At 51.7% G+C, this 19,540-nt stretch carries 18 protein-coding genes; 7 read left to right on the top strand and 11 right to left on the bottom strand.

Features of this window, described 5'->3' with window-relative positions; genetic code table 11:
* Positions 1–59: 59 nt before the first annotated feature.
* The 5 genes from mntP to manX all read right to left on the bottom strand — a co-directional run bounded on the left by mntP (position 60) and on the right by manX (position 4,386).
* Complete coding sequence (mntP, locus tag QWJ20_RS00865; RefSeq protein ID WP_433991646.1) at positions 60–632, bottom strand: manganese efflux pump MntP; 573 nt, start codon at positions 630–632, stop codon at positions 60–62.
* Positions 633–1,055: 423 nt separating this feature from the next.
* Entirely contained in the window at positions 1,056–1,514 is a 459-nt protein-coding gene (locus QWJ20_RS00860; RefSeq protein WP_433991645.1) for a DUF986 family protein, read from the bottom strand.
* A 78-nt stretch (positions 1,515–1,592) separates the two neighbouring features.
* Complete coding sequence (locus QWJ20_RS00855) at positions 1,593–2,435, bottom strand: PTS mannose transporter subunit IID (RefSeq protein ID WP_433991644.1); 843 nt, start codon at positions 2,433–2,435, stop codon at positions 1,593–1,595.
* 14 nt (positions 2,436–2,449) lie between these two features.
* Positions 2,450–3,247, bottom strand: a complete 798-nt coding sequence (locus QWJ20_RS00850; RefSeq protein ID WP_039300201.1) for a PTS mannose/fructose/sorbose transporter subunit IIC — start codon at positions 3,245–3,247, stop codon at positions 2,450–2,452.
* 176 nt (positions 3,248–3,423) lie between these two features.
* Positions 3,424–4,386, bottom strand: coding sequence for a PTS mannose transporter subunit IIAB (manX, locus tag QWJ20_RS00845; RefSeq protein WP_095699372.1), 963 nt, complete (start codon positions 4,384–4,386; stop codon positions 3,424–3,426).
* A 569-nt stretch (positions 4,387–4,955) separates the two neighbouring features.
* Between manX and QWJ20_RS00840 the strand changes: the two genes are divergently transcribed.
* Entirely contained in the window at positions 4,956–6,512 is a 1,557-nt protein-coding gene (locus tag QWJ20_RS00840; RefSeq protein ID WP_039480599.1) for a TerC family protein, read from the top strand.
* A 127-nt stretch (positions 6,513–6,639) separates the two neighbouring features.
* Here QWJ20_RS00840 and QWJ20_RS00835 read toward each other — a convergent pair whose 3' ends face one another.
* The 3 genes from QWJ20_RS00835 to pabB all read right to left on the bottom strand — a co-directional run bounded on the left by QWJ20_RS00835 (position 6,640) and on the right by pabB (position 10,432).
* Complete coding sequence (locus tag QWJ20_RS00835) at positions 6,640–8,004, bottom strand: L-serine ammonia-lyase (RefSeq protein ID WP_095699373.1); 1,365 nt, start codon at positions 8,002–8,004, stop codon at positions 6,640–6,642.
* A gap of 395 nt (positions 8,005–8,399) precedes the next feature.
* Positions 8,400–8,993 carry a CoA pyrophosphatase gene (locus QWJ20_RS00830; RefSeq protein WP_433991643.1) on the bottom strand — a complete coding sequence of 198 codons (594 nt, stop codon included), beginning with the start codon at positions 8,991–8,993 and terminating at the stop codon, positions 8,400–8,402.
* Positions 8,990–10,432: an aminodeoxychorismate synthase component 1 gene (gene pabB / locus QWJ20_RS00825; protein ID WP_433991642.1), complete on the bottom strand. Its 1,443-nt coding sequence runs from the start codon at positions 10,430–10,432 to the stop codon at positions 8,990–8,992. The genes QWJ20_RS00830 and pabB overlap by 4 nt, the downstream gene beginning before the upstream one ends.
* A gap of 143 nt (positions 10,433–10,575) precedes the next feature.
* Here pabB and QWJ20_RS00820 point away from each other — a divergent pair, with 143 nt between their 5' ends.
* Positions 10,576–10,824 carry a YoaH family protein gene (locus QWJ20_RS00820; RefSeq protein WP_127156499.1) on the top strand — a complete coding sequence of 83 codons (249 nt, stop codon included), beginning with the start codon at positions 10,576–10,578 and terminating at the stop codon, positions 10,822–10,824.
* Positions 10,825–10,862: 38 nt separating this feature from the next.
* Here QWJ20_RS00820 and QWJ20_RS00815 read toward each other — a convergent pair whose 3' ends face one another.
* Positions 10,863–11,207: a RidA family protein gene (locus tag QWJ20_RS00815; RefSeq protein ID WP_127156498.1), complete on the bottom strand. Its 345-nt coding sequence runs from the start codon at positions 11,205–11,207 to the stop codon at positions 10,863–10,865.
* A 209-nt stretch (positions 11,208–11,416) separates the two neighbouring features.
* Between QWJ20_RS00815 and QWJ20_RS00810 the strand changes: the two genes are divergently transcribed.
* The 5 genes from QWJ20_RS00810 (at position 11,417) to rnd (ending at position 18,222) form a co-directional block, all read left to right on the top strand.
* Positions 11,417–13,336: an ATP-dependent DNA helicase gene (locus QWJ20_RS00810; RefSeq protein ID WP_095699377.1), complete on the top strand. Its 1,920-nt coding sequence runs from the start codon at positions 11,417–11,419 to the stop codon at positions 13,334–13,336.
* Positions 13,337–13,451: 115 nt separating this feature from the next.
* Positions 13,452–14,153 carry a tRNA (adenosine(37)-N6)-threonylcarbamoyltransferase complex dimerization subunit type 1 TsaB gene (gene tsaB / locus QWJ20_RS00805; RefSeq protein ID WP_433991641.1) on the top strand — a complete coding sequence of 234 codons (702 nt, stop codon included), beginning with the start codon at positions 13,452–13,454 and terminating at the stop codon, positions 14,151–14,153.
* Between the two features lie 99 nt (positions 14,154–14,252).
* Positions 14,253–14,861, top strand: a complete 609-nt coding sequence (locus tag QWJ20_RS00800; protein WP_433991640.1) for a Slp family lipoprotein — start codon at positions 14,253–14,255, stop codon at positions 14,859–14,861.
* A gap of 338 nt (positions 14,862–15,199) precedes the next feature.
* On the top strand, positions 15,200–16,885 hold the full coding sequence (fadD, locus tag QWJ20_RS00795) for a long-chain-fatty-acid--CoA ligase FadD (RefSeq protein ID WP_433991639.1): 1,686 nt from the start codon (positions 15,200–15,202) through the stop codon (positions 16,883–16,885).
* A 212-nt stretch (positions 16,886–17,097) separates the two neighbouring features.
* Positions 17,098–18,222, top strand: coding sequence for a ribonuclease D (rnd, locus tag QWJ20_RS00790; protein WP_249714871.1), 1,125 nt, complete (start codon positions 17,098–17,100; stop codon positions 18,220–18,222).
* Positions 18,223–18,443: 221 nt separating this feature from the next.
* Here the strand turns inward: rnd and minE are convergent, their stop codons facing one another.
* Together minE and minD are read right to left on the bottom strand one after the other, a co-directional pair.
* Positions 18,444–18,713, bottom strand: a complete 270-nt coding sequence (minE, locus tag QWJ20_RS00785) for a cell division topological specificity factor MinE (RefSeq protein ID WP_005968801.1) — start codon at positions 18,711–18,713, stop codon at positions 18,444–18,446.
* A gap of 3 nt (positions 18,714–18,716) precedes the next feature.
* Positions 18,717–19,529 carry a septum site-determining protein MinD gene (gene minD, locus QWJ20_RS00780; RefSeq protein ID WP_095699383.1) on the bottom strand — a complete coding sequence of 271 codons (813 nt, stop codon included), beginning with the start codon at positions 19,527–19,529 and terminating at the stop codon, positions 18,717–18,719.
* Positions 19,530–19,540: the final 11 nt, after the last annotated feature.

Genomic DNA, 19,540 nt, shown 5'->3' with positions numbered 1-19,540 from the left:
GAATAATAAAAACGGGCAGCGCGATAGTCGGGCTGCCCGTTAATGTGAAATGTATTTTATCAGGCGGCGTAGCCGAGGTGCTCATACAGGATATTACAGCCGATACCAATCAGAACCAGCCCACCCATAATTTCTGCTTTTTTGCCGAGAATCGGGCCAATATAGCGGCCAATCATCATTCCTAGCGTGACCATAATCATGGTGGCACAACCAATGACCATCGCGGTATGGAAAATATTGACCTGGAGAAACGCTAACCCGACGCCAATTGCCATGGCATCCAGGCTGGTGGCAACCGCAGTACAAATTAACAGTGCCAGACTATGATTTTTGACTTTTTCGCAGCGGCAGTCTGAGGAGTTTTTGAGCCCCTCAACGACCATGCGGCCACCCAAAATGACTAACAGGGTAAAGGCAACCCAGTGATCCCATTCGAGAATATATTGGCTGGCAAAAAAACCAAGTGCCCAGCCGATGAGCGGGGTGATTGCTTCGATAACGCCAAAGATGAGGCCGGTACGAATGGCATCGCGGAAGCGGGGGTTATGCAGTACGGCACCTTTACCGATTGACGCGGCGAAGGCATCCATTGACATACCAAATGCTAGGATGAGTGTTGCTGACATGTTCATTTTAAGTAGCCTCGGCTGGACGATTAACCATATACACGTAGATCATCCCCAACCCGAATGACGATCTTACGTGTCTATGGTCTCGCCTGCCAATCACGCTTGGCCGCCCGCACCACGTCTATGCTCCGGTAATAGGAGATAAAACGAGTATGTTGATACGAGCATTTCTGATGAATTATTGTGAATGTTAATTAATCAGAAATCGGCTACTCCCCAATGACGGCGCAACCTTACCATATTATTTGTGGTGCAAACAACACTAAAAGTTTTAAGTGTTAATAATGCAATTGATAATTATTTTCATTTGGGCGTTGATAATGGAGGATCGTATAAAATAACGACAAAGTCATTGTGGTTAAAATACCATCTAAATATGAGGTGTATAGCCAACGTTATTTTAAATAATTTAAAGATAAACTTACCTTATTGATTCTCAATCATAAATTTATATATTCTCTCTAAATCGTCGAGCTGTGCAACCTGTATCAATAAACGACGCTTCTCCAGTTCGATGACTAATACGCCATCCTCAGATAAATTCATATTTTTAATTCTGGTATAAGGAATGAATATATTCGCATAAAAGAATCCGGTTGTTTTAAACACCAGTTTAGGACGACGAATATAAGCCAGGTAGCACGCCATGAAAGCCAGCGAAATCAAAAGATAGGTGGTGATAATGGCACCATTGCTTATCACATTTTGATAAATAAGAATGCCGACTAAGCCGATAAAAATCAGCGTATCGAGTCGATTCATCCGCTTCAGCGGGACGAGGAGTTGGGTTTTTCCTTTGAGTTTATCCATGATGAACTCATCGTAGATGGCATAAGCCAGTGCTAACGCAATCAACACCACCAGCGTGATATCTGTCATTGTCATCCGTATTACCCTTGTCCGTTAACTATCTGTGACCGTAAATAAAAATGGCCGGGCGTATTGGCACCCGGCCATTGAACATTACACGCCGAGCAGACCGATCCAGTACCCGAAGATACCAATAGCGAAGAAGCCCATAATCAGCCACAGCGCATTTACCTTGCGCCGTAACAGCCACATACAGCCGAACGTCAGCAGCAGGGGAACGAGCCCCGGCATGAGCTGGTCAAGGATGGATTGAACGGTGGTCACCGTGGTTTCCCCGTTCTGATTCGTCACTGTCGACACCACCATCGGGATGTTGACGTGAGTCCATTTATTGACCAATGCTCCCATGACGAACAAGCCGAGAATAGAGGCTGCCTCAGTCATTTTTTGCAGGAAACCGCCGCCCATATCGCTGACGATATCGATCCCTTTGCGGTAGCCATAGGCAACGCCATAGTAACGCACCAGCAGGCGAACCAGGTTAAACAGGACGAAGAAGAGCACTGGCCCCAACAGGCTGCCGCTCATGGCAATCCCTGCGCCTAGCGCAGCGAATACCGGACGGGCGGTACCCCAGAATATCGGGTCGCCGACACCCGCTAGTGGCCCCATCAGCCCGACTTTCAGACCGTTTATTGCCGCGTCGTCAATAGGAGCACCGTTCGCACGTTGCTCTTCCATCGCCATCGTTACGCCAAGTATCGGAGCGGCAACAAAAGGCTGCGTATTGAAGAACTCCAGATGGCGTTTGATCGCTTGTTTACGCTCTTCCGAATTTTCAGGATAAAGACGGCGAATCACTGGCACCATGGAAAAACAGAAGCCGAGTGCCTGCATACGTTCAAAGTTCCAGGAGCCTTGAAACAGGTTGGAACGGATAAACACCGCGCGGATATCGCCTTCAGTGAGTTTTTTGACTTTCGTATTTTCGACCATTTCTCTCACTCCTGTTAATCCAGTTCGTTATCAAGACCGTTATTGCCTGATGCGACAGACTGGCCTTGAACCTTGTTATATTTCGGGCTGAGTTGGATATACAGCACCGCCATCACAATACCGATTACGCCCAGAGCCACCAGATTGAACTCAGTGAAGGCAGCGGTAACAAAGCCAAGATAGAAGAACGGCATCAGATAACCCGCGCGCATCATATTGATGACCATCGCGTAACCGACAACGACGATCATCCCACCTGCGATATTCAAGCCGTTAGTGACAACGTCTGGAATGGAGTTCAGCAGTGCGTGAACAGCGTCGGTGCCAACGGAAACGGCAACGATCACCGCAGGAATCGCGATACGCATGGCCTGTAGCAGCAAGGCAGAGACGTGAATCCAACTGATAGCCGTTAGATTACCTCGCTCTGCCGCGCTGTCTGCCGCATGCTGGAACGCAACGGTGATGGTACGAACAATGATGGTTAATACTTGCCCAGCAGCAGCGAGCGGAATTGCCAGAGCAATCCCAGCACCAATCCCTTGACCGCCAGCAATAACCAGAATGGTTGAGATAATGGACGCCAGTGCCGCATCTGGTGCGACAGCTGCACCGATGTTCATCCAGCCTAACGCGATCATTTCCAGCGTACCGCCAATAATGATCCCGGTTTTTAAATCACCTAATACTGCGCCAATCAGCGTACAAGCGACGAGTGGACGGTGGAACTGGAATTCATCAAGAATCGAACCCATCCCCGAAACACATGCGACGAGAAATATCAGCACAATTTGAAGTGTGGTAATCTCCATCGTACTTCTCCTATAAAATGTGTCTGAGTAAAAATAAATCGCCATCCCCGTTGATTTTCTATGTCAACGTAAAATTTTCAATGTCGACATAAATACCTATCTTGAAAATCGTCAGGTCTATAAAACTATTATTGATGGTGACAGTAGCGTTAATAACCTTCGCAGCACGATAGGTATCAACGCGGCATTTTGTTAATCAAGTCCATCATTTTAATCCGGGAATCGGTTGATACTTTTCGAACCTCCAATTCAATACCGCGTTTATCTAATTCACGGAATGCCGCAATATCCTTCTCATCGATAGAGACGGCATTATTCACCTGCGTTTTCCCTTGTTTGAATGCCATACCGCCAATATTGACCGAGGTGATGTTTACGCCATTTTCGATCAGCGTTAATACATCCGTCGGATTGGTGAACAACAGCATCACGCGGTCGGCGGCATATTTCGGATTGTCATAAACACGAACGGCCTTTGCCACATCCACCACGTGCGCGGTAACGCCCGGTGGCGCAACTTGAGTCAGCAACGTTTTACGCACGTGATCGGCAGCAACTTCATCACTGACAACAATAATGCGCGAAACATTGGTTTCTTTCGTCCAGCGGGTGGCGACCTGACCATGAATCAGACGGTCGTCGATACGCGCCAACCCAATCTTCATATGTTCGCCGGGTCCTGCCGGTGTGGGGACAGCTTTTGGGGGCGGTGGAGGAGAAGGGGGGGCTACTTTGGCTTTTTCCTGATGCTTTAGGGCTTTTACGCCATCTCTACCAGCTTCCAACGCGATAGAAACCAGATCGGAGAAGGACGGGTTATCATCCCGAGCCATAAAGGTTTCCGCTAGCATGGGAATATTCACGCCGGCGATAACATCATGGTTTTCTTTGTCGGTGACGAGGCGGCTGGCGGCGTTGAACGGGCTGCCGCCCCAGGTATCAACGAGAAACAGCACGCCTTGTGATGTGTCTAACTGCGTGAGTTTTTCCTGATATTTTTCTATCAATGTTTCGGCGTTTTCTCCAGGAACGAAATCAATCCAGGCGACATTACTTTGCTCGCCAAGAATCATTTCTGCTGTCTTTAACAGCGGTCCCGCAGTGGCGCCGTGAGTGCACAACATGATTGCAATACTCACTTGCTACCTCCTCACGTTCACGATCAAAAAAGAGTCAATGTGTCAGGAAACTGGGTCAGCGTTCACAAGCTGAACGTTAACCGTCGCGGTATTAGTATGGCTGCAAGAAAAAATTTTACCGTGGATTCATGACATTCACTGTGTTCCTCCAGGTTGTCAGGCTAGAAATCGTGACTGACAGATTTATTTTACTTATCGAAAAAATAAATAGTGTGATGATGCTCTAATGCTGACCAGTTAAACCAAGGGCTAAAAGGGCTCTGAATGGGAAAATTTGGACGTGTTATCAATGCGAAGTCGGCCGGAAGAAATTCTTTGTGAATATTGGTAACAACCTGTTAGAGTAAACGTCCCTTAAATTGCTTAGGAGCACCGGGCATCAGCCCTTCCCATGGACTGTCACCGACAAAACGTTCTCTGTTTTCCCGCTAATGCTGGCGGTTTTCTGTACTCAGCTGGTCACTCAGACCACATTCAGAATCTCTCTGATTCACACCAACTCTTTTTATTACCATTCAATGCGGCTCATGCATTGATGTCATCTGCTCGTTCATTTTCTGGAGTCTGACATGGAATTTTTGCTAGATCCTTCAATCTGGGCAGGCTTATTGACGCTGGTGGTACTGGAAATTGTTCTGGGTATCGACAATTTGGTGTTTATCGCCATTTTGGCGGATAAATTACCCCCCAAACAGCGAGATAAAGCCCGCATTATCGGTTTAAGCCTGGCGCTGTTAATGCGTCTGGGGCTGTTGTCTTTGATTTCCTGGATGGTCACACTGACGCGTCCATTGTTTAGCCTTGGCGATTTCAGTTTCTCGGGTCGTGACCTGATTTTGCTGTTCGGCGGTGTGTTCCTCTTGTTCAAAGCCACGATGGAGCTGCATGAACGGCTAGAGAATAAAACGCACGATGGCAACGGCAATCGTGCCCACGCGAGTTTCTGGGCTGTGGTGGCGCAGATCGTCGTGCTGGATGCCGTGTTCTCGCTGGATGCCGTGATTACTGCGGTGGGCATGGTCGATCACTTGGGCGTCATGATGACGGCGGTGATCATCGCAATGGGTGTCATGCTGATTGCTTCTAAACCGTTGACCAACTTTGTTAACGAACATCCAACGGTGGTTGTCCTGTGTCTCAGCTTCTTGCTGATGATTGGTTTGAGCCTGATGGCGGAAGGTCTTGGCTTCCATATTCCTAAAGGTTATCTGTATGCGGCGATTGGCTTCTCTATCCTGATCGAAATGTTTAACCAGATTGCCCGTCATAACTTTATGAAGCATCAGTCGCACCGTCCTTTGCGTGAACGTACCGCAGAGGCCATTCTGCGCCTGATGGGCTCACGGAAAAACACGGACGATGTGGATTCTGATGAACCGCAGAAGAAGCTCACAACAGAGGAATTCGCCGAAGAAGAGCGCAATATGATCAGCGGCGTGCTGACGTTAGCCTCGCGTTCACTGCGTAGCGTGATGACGCCGCGGACTGAAATTTCCTGGGTGGATAGTGCAAGTTCTGTCGAGCAGATCCGTATGCAATTGCTGGATACGCCTCACAGCCTGTTCCCAATCTGTCGCGGGTCGCTGGATGAAATTATCGGCGTGGTCCGTGCCAAGGATCTGCTGGTGGCGTTGGAAACACAAACTGATGTGGAAAATTTTGCTGCGGCTAACCCACCTATCGTCGTGCCGGAAACGCTGGATGTGATTAACCTGCTGCCCGTTCTGCGTCGTGCGAAAGGTAGCCTGGTCATCATTGCCAACGAATTTGGTGTGGTGCAAGGGTTGGTCACGCCACTGGACGTGCTGGAAGCGATCGCGGGTGAGTTCCCGGATGAAGACGAAACGCTGGATATCATCCCAGACGGCGAAGGCTGGCTGGTGAAAGGCGGAACGGATCTACACGCTTTGCAACAGGTGGTGGATAGCAGCGAGCTGGTTGATCCGAAGGAAGAGTATGCATCACTGGCAGGAATGCTGTTGGCGCATAGTGATGAATTCCCGAAAGTCGGTGCCATCATTGAGTTGTACAACTTGCGCTTCCATATCATCGAAGTGTCCGAATACCGTATTGAACTGGTGCGTGTAGAACGTATCGTCGATCGGGAAGAGGATGAAGACGCGTAAGTCGTTCTGCGTAAGTAGATGACAAAATGAAGCCCCGCCAATGTGGCGGGGCTTTTTCGTGGTGTGAATAAAAGCAGGTGTGGAGTTAAAACGAATAGCTCACACTGCTTTTTAATTACAGAGTACGTTAATCACACTGCACTTTAATCGCCAGTCCGCCCCGTGAGGTTTCGCGGTATTTAGCGTTCATGTCTTTACCCGTTTCGTACATGGTTTCAATCACCTTATCTAACGAGACGCGTGCTTCGCTGGTGCGGCGGGTTGCCATGCGGGCGGCGTTAATCGCCTTAACGGAAGCAATCGCGTTACGTTCGATGCACGGGACCTGTACTTGGCCGGCAACCGGATCGCAGGTTAAACCCAGATTGTGTTCCATGCCGATCTCGGCGGCGACACAAACCTGTTCCGGGCTCGCGCCCATCAGCTCTGCCAGTCCAGCGGCGGCCATGGAGCAGGCCACGCCCACTTCACCCTGACAGCCCACTTCGGCACCGGAGATGGAGGCGTTCATTTTGTACAGAATGCCGACCGCGCCCGCCGCGAGGAAATAACGAATATAAATGGTCGGACTAACGGGCTCGATGAAGTGGTCGTAATAGGCGAGGACGGCAGGGACGATGCCGCACGCACCGTTTGTTGGTGCGGTAACCACTCGGCCACCTGCGGCGTTTTCTTCGTTCACCGCCAGCGCGAACATATTGACCCAGTCCACCACGTTCATCGGGTCGTTGGACAGCTTATCGGTAGACACCAGCATACGGCGCAGCGCAGAGGCACGACGTGGTACGCGCAGCGGGCCGGGCAATACGCCTTCGGTGTTCATGCCGCGATCGATACAGGCACGCATTGTCTGCCAGATATCGGCAAAGTAGGCGTCAATGTCCTGACGGCTGTGCAGCGCCAGCTCGTTACGCATCACCATCCCAGAAAGCGACAGGCCACTTTGTTTGCAGTGATCCAGCATCTCTTTGGCGGAATTGAACGTATAAGGAACGGATACATCAGTGGCGCTGTCTTTGCCAAAATTCTCTGCATCAACGATGAAGCCACCACCGATGGAATAATAGGTTTTGCTATAAATTTCTTTATTGCCGGCAAAGGCGGTGACCGTCATGCCGTTTTCGTGCAGCGGCAGATTTTCACTGCGGAAAACCATACCGCCTTCGCGTGGGAAATCGACCTCGTGCTGTCCGTTAGCCAGCAGCAGGCGTTCGCGTTGCTCAACATCGCGGATGAAACCGGGAATGGCATCAATATCAACGGTATCTGGCATGTTGCCCGCCAGACCCATAATGATAGCGATATCCGTATGGTGGCCTTTACCCGTCAGCGACAGCGAGCCATACACATCGACGGCAATGCGCGTGGTTGCGGTCAGTCGATCCTGGTTGATCAATTCATCGACAAATTGCTTACCGGCCTTCATCGGTCCAACCGTATGAGAGCTAGAGGGGCCAATACCGATCTTAAACATGTCGAAAACGCTTATCACGCGAAACTCCTCAAAGACTTAGGGTCGTATCCACTCTTTGTTATCTGATCGCCTGCATCCGGTTCCTTCATCATAATCAGATAGTTATGCTGCGAATTATCTGATGATTTCGGTTCCAGCGAGACATGACCTGAATTTTAGTGGATATATACCCCAAGATTAGAATAAAACTCGTCAAATCGCGCTATTGTAGTGTGGAATATGTCGTGTGGCTTTCTTTTTCGCATGAAATAAACTTATGTCATCACATAATTTAACTTATCCTAAATACGATCTAAGTCATTGTAAATGCTATGGGTGGATGCTTTTTGATCGCAAAGGCCGCTTTTTAAATAAGGATATTTGGCGAGGGAAAAGAAGTGGTGAGCCAAAAGCCGCTGAACGCGGCCTCGGGCTTAGGGCTTGTCGGAAATCTGTAAGGCGAGCTGGTGGATGATGGCGGCGGTTAGCCCCCAGACAAACTGCTGCTGATACCAGGAAAGATAAACCCGATGTCGCTGCTGCTTGCGCTCGATATCCAGTGGGTAATAGCGCGTCAATGCGAAGGCCTCGTCCAGCGGCATTTCAAACAGTTCGGCGACTTCGTCTTCATTGGGATGAAAGCGAGTCTGTGGGGCGATCAGCCCGACGACCGGTGTGACCTGAAAACCGCTTACGCTATCCAGCGGCGGTAATACGCCCAGCACCTGAACATTTTCCGGTGGGATAGCCACTTCTTCCTGCGCTTCACGCAGCGCCGTTTCGATGCTGGAACGATCTTCTTTATCCGCCGCCCCGCCGGGGAACGCCACTTGTCCAGCATGCTTACGCAGATCGGCAGAACGTCGGGTCAATAACAACGTGGGCGTAGGGTGACAAATAATCGGCACCAGAACCGCAGCCTGACGCTGCTGGTGCACAGGTCGCAACGATGGTGGAAGCTGTAACTGAAAGCGCGTAATAAAATCGTTCAGCGCAAAGGCCGTTGGCGGCAAGGCGATCTCACTCATTGACTTGGTACCTGAATTGTCTGGGAACCATCCAGTAGGGGAAGAATGCGGCCCACTTTATCAAACGTTTCCTGATATTCAGCCTGTTCCTGACTGTCGGCGACGATGCCGCCGCCCGCCCAGCAGTAAATTCTGCCGCGTTCGGTTAATAGCGTCCTGATGGTGATATTGGTATCCATGGTGCCGCACAGGCTGATGTAGCCGACGCTGCCGCAGTAGGCATTGCGACGCTGAGGTTCCAGTTCTTCAATAATCTGCATAGCGCGGATTTTGGGCGCGCCGGTAATCGAGCCGCCGGGGAAACAGGCGCGTAGCAGCGTGGTTGCAGGGCAATCTTCCGGTAGCTGTGCTTCAATCGTGCTGACCAGATGGTGCACCGCGGGGAAAGGCTCGACGACGAACAACTCCGGCACACGGACGCTGCCCGGCACCGCAACGCGACCGATGTCGTTACGCAGCAGATCGACAATCATCAGATTTTCTGAGCGATCTTTCTCCGAATTAGCGAGCCGCACCGCTTGTTGTTTATCGGCATCTGGGTCTGCGAGGCGCGGCAGTGTGCCTTTAATCGGGCGCGTTTGAATGCGGTGATTTTCCAGCCAGAGAAAGCGTTCCGGCGATACGCTGATGACGGTATTTTCCGGCAGGCGCAGGAAGGCGGAAAAGGGGGCTTTATTGCCTGCTGACAGTCGTAAAAATGCTTGCCATTCATCACCCTCGTAAGCCGCGGAAAAGCGCTGTGCCAGATTGACCTGATAACAGTCTCCCGCCAGAAGGTAGTCCTGTATTTTGCGGAATTTTTCGCCATATGCTTCGCGTGACATATTCGGCTGCCAGGCGTTGGTAAGGCTGAAATCGGTTTTGGGGGCGTTAACGGGCGGAGTCGCTAACCCGTCGAGCCGTGCCTGAAGGGAATGATGTACGATCAACGTTAACGTTTTTCGATGGTGATCGGCAACCAGCGCCCAGTCGTAGAGACCCACCGCCATATCCGGTAAATCGATATCTTGCTCGGCCTGTGCGGGCAGCGTTTCAATCTGACGTCCCAGATCGTAGCCGAACAGGCCAAGTGCGCCTCCCTGAAAAGGGAAATCAGGATGTACTTCAGCGGGCAACGCCAGTGAATCAAGCTGCTGTTGCAGTAAAGCAAATGGATCGCCGTCCACGATGTTCGTTACACCGTCACGCGTGATTTCCGTTTTGCCTCCACGCGTGCAAAGTGTGACTCGCGGATCGGCGACCATAATATCGAAGCGATTATGCGGATGATCGGCAAACCCGGAATGCAGCAACATCGCCCACGGCTGTTGGGAAAAGGGCGCAAAGCGATCGAGCAGCACGGTCGGGTAGTAAGGCAGAGCGTGATAGATAGCGGCGGAGCCCGTCGCTGTAGTCAAATCGCTGGTGTCGGTTACGTGAGTCGTATTAGCGGCAATCATGTTCTTCGTGTTGTGTCTACAGTATGGTTGTGTTGATAGCGCGTCGATTTTCCTGACCACAGCGTACCACAAAGCAGAAATGCTGGTGTATGCCGAAGCGGGCATGCGATGATACGCGCGAATTTACCAACCAGGAAACTATCATGATTGCAGGTATGCCCGCGCTGACGCACAAGCAGCAGCAAGATGCTGTAGAGCGTATTCAGGAACTCATGTCTGAGGGCATGAGCAGCGGCCAGGCGATAGCACTGGTTGCGGCGGAGATCCGTCAGAATCATCAAGGTGACACCGTCGCGATGATGTTTGACGAAGAGGATGACGAATTTAACGACAGTAATGACAGCGACGAAGAACACCATTTTGATGATGGTGAAGAAGAGGAAGAGCAGTAACCACCACGTCTCTCCCTCTGGATATATAAGACGGTGGCTTATATCGCCGCAATCGCTTTGATTTCGACTTTGAATTTCGGGTGCATCAATTTAGCCTGCACGGTGCAGCGTACAGGCGCGCTACCCGCCACGACCCAGGCATCCCACGCGGCATTCATAGCGGCAAAATCATCCGCATCGGCGAGAAAAATCGTCACGTCTAACAGCTTGCTCTTATCCGTTCCCGCCTGTTGCAGGATCGCATCTAACGCGCCCAGCGCGTTTTCCGTTTGCGCCTGTGCGTCATCATCCAGATTTTCCGGCACGCTGGTGTAATAGAGCGTGTTGTTATGGATGACGGCGTCTGACCAGCGTGCTTCAGGATTAATTCGTGTGATCGCCATGAGGTGGGTTTCTCCATTGTGGGGATAATTAAAAGAGTGACATCAACCAATGCCAGCCGCCAAGCCTAACACAGCAGGTTGCGGCACGCTTTCCTGATTTAAGGTGGTAGCGTTGGGTGACTCTTGGCATAATCAGCGCGATATTTTGCCGCGACCTGAAACGGTTAGCGGCTTACAGATACAGCATTCCCTTGAAAAAGAGAGCAGGCGTGACGAACGATCGTGTAATTGATGATTTTGCTAATGACGGCGTGCTGGCGAAAGCAATCACAGGCTTCAAGCCTCGTGAGCCACAGCGGCAGATGGCGCAGGCCGTCATGCAGGCTATCGACGATAAAACAGCGCTGGTGGTGGAAGCGGGTACCGGAACCGGTAAAACCTATGCCTACCTTGCGCCTGCTTTGCGTTCAGATAAAAAAGTCATCATTTCGACCGGATCAAAAGCGCTACAGGATCAGCTCTATAGCCGCGATTTACCGACGATCGCGCAGGCGCTGAAGTACAAAGGCAAATTAGCGTTGCTGAAAGGTCGCTCGAACTACCTCTGCCTGGAACGGCTTGAACAGCAATCGCTGGGCGGCGGTGATTTACCCGGCGAAACGCTGAGCGAACTGGTTCGGCTGCGCGGCTGGTCGTCGGAAACGACGGAAGGCGATGTCACGACCTGTTCAGGTGTGGCGGAAGACAGCGCGATCTGGCCGTTAGTGACCAGCACCAACGATAACTGTCTGGGCAGCGACTGTCCGCACTATAAAGAGTGCTTCGTGGTGAAAGCACGGCGTAAGGCGATGGATGCCGATATCGTGGTGGTTAACCACCATCTCTACCTCGCCGATATGGTGGTGAAGGAGAGCGGTTTTGCGGAGCTGATCCCAGAAAGCGACGTCGTCATTTTCGATGAAGCCCACCAGATTCCCGATATCGCCAGCCAATATTTCGGCCAGCAGCTTTCCAGCCGCCAACTGCTGGATCTGGCAAAAGACATCATCATTGCTTACCGCACCGAAGTGCGCGACGCCTCTCAACTGCAAAAAAGTGCCGATCGCCTGACGCAAAGCACGCAGGATTTTCGGTTGGCGCTGGGCGATCCGGGGTTTCGCGGCAATCTGCGTGATGTGCTCGAACAGCCGTCGCTTCAGCGTGCGCTGCTGCTGCTGGATGATGCGCTGGAGCTGTGTTACGACGTCGCGAAACTGTCGCTCGGGCGTTCAGCGCTGCTGGATGCCGCTTTTGAGCGCGCCACGCTTTATCGCAACCGCCTGAAACGGCTGAAAGACGTGCAGCAACCGGGTTACAGCTACTGGTACGAATGTAATTCACGTCATTTCGTGTTGGCGCTGACGCCGTTGTCCGTCTCCGATCGCTTTCGTGAACTGATAAAAGAGAAGCCTGCGGCCTGGGTGTTTACCTCCGCGACGCTGTCTGTTAACGACCAACTCTTCCACTTCACCGATAGGCTGGGGCTGGATAACGCGAATACGCTCCTGTTACCCAGCCCGTTTGATTATGCCAATCAGGCGTTGCTCTGCGTCCCCCGTAATTTGCCGGAAACCAATCGTCCCGGTGCGGCAAAAAGGCTGGCGGCGATGCTGCGACCGTTGATCGAGGCGAATCAGGGGCGCTGCTTTATGCTGTGTACCTCGCATCAGATGATGCGCGATTTGGCAGCCGAATTCCGCGCCACGCTGACGCTACCGGTGCTGTTACAGGGCGAAACTGGCAAGGCGCAACTGCTGTCACAGTTTGTGTCGGCGGGTAATGCCTTGCTGGTGGCGACCAGCAGCTTCTGGGAAGGTGTCGATGTGCGCGGCGATACGCTCTCCTGCGTCATTATCGATAAGCTGCCGTTTACCTCACCGGACGATCCGCTGCTGAAGGCGCGTATTGAAGACTGTCGCTTGCGTGGCGGTGAACCTTTCGACGATGTGCAGGTTCCTGATGCGGTGATTACCCTGAAGCAAGGCGTGGGTCGCCTCATCCGTGATGTTGAGGATCGCGGTGTGATTGTGATTTGCGATAATCGACTGGTGATGCGTCCGTATGGTGCCGTGTTCCTTAACAGCCTGCCGCCGACGCCACGTACCCGCGACATTGGGCAGGCGATTAATTTCCTGACGCGTAACACCTAATTCCCCACTGGCGATTGCTGCATGGTCTGACCGATGGTGGGAAGGGCTGCGGCACGACAGGGGCTTATGCTATGATACGGGCCATTAAGATTTATTTATCCTGCCTGAGGTTGGCATGTCTACGCGAATTCTAGCGCTTGATACCGCAACGGAAGCCTGTTCCGTCGCACTCTGGAATGAAGGTGAAATTCATTCTCTGTTCGAAATTTGTCCCCGTGAACACACACAACGTATTCTGCCGATGGTTCAGCAGGTGCTGGCCGACAGCGGCCTGACGCTCAAGGATCTTGATGCGCTGGCCTTTGGTCAGGGGCCGGGAAGCTTTACCGGCGTGCGGATTGGTATCGGTATTGCCCAAGGGCTCGCGCTGGGAGCGGATTTACCGCTGCTTGGCGTATCGTCATTGGCGACCATGGCGCAGGGCGCTTTCCGCCTGACGCAGGCAACGCAGGTGCTGGCGGCCATCGATGCGCGGATGGGAGAAGTGTACTGGGGCTGCTATCAGCGCAATGCTGACGGCGGTTGGCAGGGGGAGTCCGAGGAAGCGGTATTGAAACCTGAACAGGTGCAGGCATTAACTGCCGCGCTGTCAGGTGAATGGGCCACGGTAGGCACCGGATGGGAAACTTACCCTGAACTGGTCAGCCATGCCTCGCTGGTGTTATCAAAGGGCGAGGTGCTGTTGCCGCAGGCGCAGGACATGTTGCCGCTGGCCTATCAGCTATGGCAGGCAGGAAAAGCGGTCAGCGTCGAGAATGCGCAACCACGCTACCTGCGCAATGAAGTAACCTGGAAAAAGCTGCCCGGCCGCGACTAGTCAGAATGCACATTTGGCGTGAAGTATACCCGTCATAAACAGCAACTTATTCGATGCTGAGCAGTCTAACTATCAGATATCTGAAGAGGGGGTTGTGCTATGTCCGTACAAATAAAAAGTGTGCATCTGAATCAGAAAAAAGCACGCCTCGGTATGCTGGTTGCGACAGCGCTTCTGCTGTCAGGCTGTGTCACGGTGCCGGATGCCATTAAAGGTACGTCGCCAACGCCGCAGGACGATTTGGTGCGTGTGATGAATGCGCCGCAGATTTATGTCGGTCAGGAATCACGCTTTGGCGGACGAGTGGTCAGCATCCACAATGAAGCGAATAAAACGCGGCTGGAAATTGCCAGCATGCCGCTGGATAGCGGCGCAAAACCGCTGCTGGATATGCCGTCAGAAGGGCGTTTTATTGCCTATGTGAATCGCTTTCTGGAACCCGTCGATTTTAAAGACCAACTGGTTACCGTTGTCGGGCCGATTGTCGGCACCGAACAGGGCGCTATCGGGGATAAACCCTATCGTTATGTCGTGATCGACGCGCAAGGCTATAAACGCTGGAATGTCGTGCAGCGTCTGATGGTGCCACCCGGCGGCTATGGCCCGTGGGGATGGCGTGCGGGGTACGGCTACGGCTGGGGCCCCGGATGGGGATTTGACGGCGGTTGGCCGGGTCCGACACGGATTGAGAATGTCGTGACAGAATAAGAATAGGGCTATTTTACTTGTCATTTTGAACCTGGGCAGTGCTCAAAATCCTCACGTACTACGTGTACGCTCCGGTTTTTCCGCGCTGTCCGAGTCCAAACTGACTGCGCCAATAACGCCCTATGGGGTAGGCTCTAAAATTATTTCGTTCAGTGTGAAGAGATCAGGCGACGCAGGTTGCCTGATTTTTTTTGAATAAAGAATAAATTAGTGATCGTTCTCGCAACCTGAACATTGTTTGTTAGCTAACTGGTAGGCTGAGTTAAAATAATGTTAATAACAATAAGCCTCTGAGGGCGACGACGATGCCACTAAAAAAATATCTCGGGAGTGACGTCTTGGAAAAAATTTGGTTATCACGCTATCCGGCGGATGTGCCGGCGGAAATCGATCCAGATCGCTATTCGTCGTTGATTGAAATGTTTGAAAATGGCGTGAAGCGCTATGCCGATCGGCCTGCGTTCGTCAACATGGGTGAAGTGATGACGTTTCGTAAGCTGGAAGAGCGGAGCCGGGCATTTGCGGCCTATCTGCAAAATCAGCTTAAATTGCAGAAAGGCGATCGCGTCGCGTTGATGATGCCCAATCTGCTGCAATATCCCGTCGCGCTGTTTGGCGTGTTGCGTGCAGGTATGGTGGTTGTCAATGTTAACCCGCTGTATACGCCGCGTGAGCTGGAACATCAGCTAAAAGACAGCGGTGCCAGCACGATTGTTATCGTGTCTAACTTTGCGCATACGCTGGAAAAGATCGTCCATAACACGGCGGTGAAGCACGTTATCCTGACCCGCATGGGTGACCAGCTCTCTACGGCAAAAGGCACGTTAGTTAACTTCGTGGTGAAATACATTAAGCGGCTGGTGCCCAAATACCATCTGCCGGATGCGATATCGTTTCGTCGTGTTTTGCAGGAAGGGCGGCGTCAGCAGTATATTCGTCCCGACATCATCAATACTGATTTAGCATTTCTGCAATATACCGGCGGCACCACGGGCGTCGCTAAAGGCGCCATGCTCACGCACCGCAATATGTTGGCGAATCTTGAGCAGTGTAAAGGTGCATACGGTGCCGTTTTGCGTGAAGGAACTGAGCTGGTAGTGACCGCACTCCCGCTGTACCACATCTATGCGCTGATGGTGAATGGCCTGCTGTTCTTTGAATTGGGCGGGAAGAATCTCCTGATTACTAACCCCCGCGATATTCCAGCGGTGGTGAAAGAGCTGAAACAGTATCCGTTTACCGCAATCACGGGCGTGAATACGTTATTTAACGCGTTGCTTAATAATAAAGAATTCCACGAACTGGATTTTTCGGCACTGCGGCTATCCGCAGGTGGCGGCGCGTCGGTGCAGCAGTCGGTGGCAGAGCGCTGGGAAAAATTGACCGGTAAACATCTGCTCGAAGGCTACGGATTGACGGAGAGTTCTCCGGTGGTATCGGGCAACCCATACGATCTGAAGCATTACAGCGGCAGTATTGGGCTACCGATGCCGTCAACGGATGTCAGAATCATTGATGATAACGGCAATGACGCAGGTCCGGGGGAATCCGGTGAGCTGTGGGTGCGTGGGCCGCAGGTGATGTTAGGGTACTGGCAGCAGCCTGCTGCGACGGATGAGGTGTTAAAAGACGGCTGGCTGGCGACGGGTGACGTTGTCACGTTTGATGATGAAGGATTCCTGCGGGTTATCGACCGTAAGAAAGACATGATTCTGGTTTCCGGCTTTAACGTCTATCCGACCGAAATTGAAGATGTGATCAGCCGTCATCCCAAAGTGTCTGAATCCGCGGTGGTTGGAGTGGAGAATGAAGTATCCGGTGAGGCAGTCAAAGCCTTTGTCGTCAGACGCGACAACTCGTTAACGAAAGAAGAACTCATTACCCACTGCCGCCGTAACCTTACGGGCTACAAAGTGCCGAAAGAGATCGAATTCCGCGACGATTTGCCGAAGTCTAACGTGGGGAAAATTCTGCGTCGCGAATTACGCGGCGAGAAAACGGCGAAGAAAGACGCTGCCGCCTGACTATTTTCCACGAAAAACGACTGCCAGAGAGAGGCAGGACGCGATATGATGTTTTCACGCCGGTTTATCCGGCGTTCTTTTTTATGGCGGACTTACAGCCGTCACCCTATGGGCCGTCGCTTGCGACGTTAAAAATTTCCGCCGGGAATTTTTTACGGCGATACGGATTTGACCCAGAACCGTAAAGTAAAGACAACCAAGAGAATGACGTTTTGAATTATCAGTTGATCACTTCCGACATTGGGTTACAAGAGGTTTGCACCCAGGCGCGACGCTTTCCGCAGGTGGCATTGGACACGGAGTTCGTCAGAACCCGCACGTATTACCCGCAATTAGGGTTGATTCAATTGTATGACGGCGAACAGCTTTCACTTATCGACCCGTTAACGATTACCGACTGGGCACCCTTTCAGGCGTTACTGCGTGACGAACAGGTCACTAAATTCCTGCACGCGGGCAGCGAAGATCTGGAAGTGTTTCTCAATGCATTTGGAACAGTGCCGACGCCTTTCATCGATACACAGATTCTGGCCGCATTTTTAGGCAAGCCGCTTTCTTATGGATTCGCTGCGCTGGTGGCCGACTACATGAGCGTGACGCTGGATAAAAGCGAGTCGAGAACGGACTGGCTGGCACGTCCGCTGAGCGAAAAACAGTGTGATTACGCTGCTGCCGATGTGTTCTATCTGCTGCCGATGGCCATTCAACTGGTGGCTGATACGCAAGCCGCAGGGTGGATGAACGCGGCGCTGGATGAGTGTCTCCTGCTGTGTCAGCGCAAACAGGATATTTTAGCGCCGGCATTGGCCTATCGCGAATTTGGCAACGCCTGGCAGCTGCGTGGCCGGAATCTGGCTTGCCTTCAGCGTCTGGCTGAGTGGCGTTTGCGTAAAGCTCGCGAGCGAGACAGCGCGGTGAATTTCGTCGTACGTGAAGAGAACCTGTTGCAGGTGGCGCGTTGTCTGCCGACGTCGCTGGGTGAACTGAGTTCACTGGGGCTGAGCGGCCCGGAAATCCGCTACCACGGCAAAACACTGCTGGACTGTGTTGCACAGACGGACGGCATTGCTGACGCGGATTGTCCACCGCCGGTGATTAATTTGATCGACTATCCCGGCTATAAAAAAGCGTTTAAAGATATCAAAGCTCTGGTGCAGCGCGTGAGCGAACAGAGTGGATTATCTGCCGAGCTATTGGCTTCACGTCGCCAAATTAATCGTCTGCTGAACTGGCACTGGAAATTAAGCGGGCAAGATGCGGGAATGCCGGAAATGTTGTCTGGCTGGCGCGGCCAGTTATATGGCGATGAACTGCGTGAAATTGTGCAAGGTTATTAATCACCGGTAAACACGTCTTATCAATACGCCTTATTTGCTGTGATGATGCAATCATGAAAAAAGCAGCAAATAGGGTGATAAGAATACGGTGAAAAAAACAAAATAAGAAATAAAATACTGGCTAAATATACAGTTTATTATGAAATGAAACGCACTTAATTTGAAGTATGACGGGAATAGATATCCCCTGCGTAAAAGCAGGGGATACTACAGCAGAAAAATCATTTAGGCGTTTCTTCCGCTTCCGGTAATGTAACGTTCAACTCAAGCACGGAAATATCATCTCCTTTTTGCTCAAGCTGAACTGTCACCATCTCAGGATCAATCTGTACATATCTACAGATAACCTCAAGAATGTCTCGCTTTAATTGCGGCAGATAATGGGGTTCGCTATCTCCCCGGCGTCGCTCCGCGACAATAATTTGCAGCCGTTCCTTGGCAATATTGGCTGTCGTTTTTTTGCGGGACAGAAAGAAGTCCAGTAAAGCCATAATTTATCCCCCAAAAAGTCGTTTAAGGAAACCCTTCTTCTCTTCTTCAACAAAACGGAAAGGGCGTTCTTCACCAAGTAGACGTTCAACGGTGTCCGCGTAGGCTTTACCTGCATCGGCTTCCGCATCCAGAATGACGGGTTCGCCCTGGTTAGAGGCGCGGAGTACGGATTGGTCTTCCGGGATGACGCCAACTAGCGGAATCCGCAGAATATCAAGGACGTCTTCCATACTCAGCATGTCGCCACGGCTCACCCGGCCTGGGTTGTAGCGCGTCAACAGCAAATGCTCTTTGATCGGATCTTCAGAACGCTCTGCACGACGTGATTTCGAAGACAGAATGCCCAGAATACGGTCGGAGTCGCGAACGGAAGAGACTTCCGGGTTGGTGGTGATAATCGCTTCATCAGCGAAATAGAGCGCCATCAACGCACCGGTTTCAATCCCGGCGGGTGAGTCACACACGATAAAATCGAATTCCATCTCGCCCAAGTCGTTGAGCACTTTTTCTACGCCTTCATGCGTTAACGCATCTTTATCACGCGTTTGTGATGCTGGCAGAATGTAGAGATTATCCGTTCTCTTATCTTTGATCAGCGCCTGATTCAGCGTGGCATCACCCTGAATCACGTTGACGAAGTCATACACTACGCGACGCTCGCATCCCATGATCAGGTCGAGGTTACGCAGACCAATGTCAAAATCGATGACAACCGTCTTTTTTCCTTTCTGGGCTAAACCGGTAGCAATGGCCGCGCTTGATGTGGTCTTGCCAACGCCCCCTTTACCCGATGTAACAACAATGATGCGTGCCATAAATGTTTCCT

This window comes from Pectobacterium sp. S5, from assembly GCF_051707265.1.
In the GTDB taxonomy this organism is placed as follows: Bacteria; Pseudomonadota; Gammaproteobacteria; order Enterobacterales; family Enterobacteriaceae; genus Pectobacterium; species Pectobacterium polare.
The sequence above is the reverse complement of the archived record's forward strand: the minus strand, read 5'-3'. Positions and strand labels throughout refer to the sequence as shown.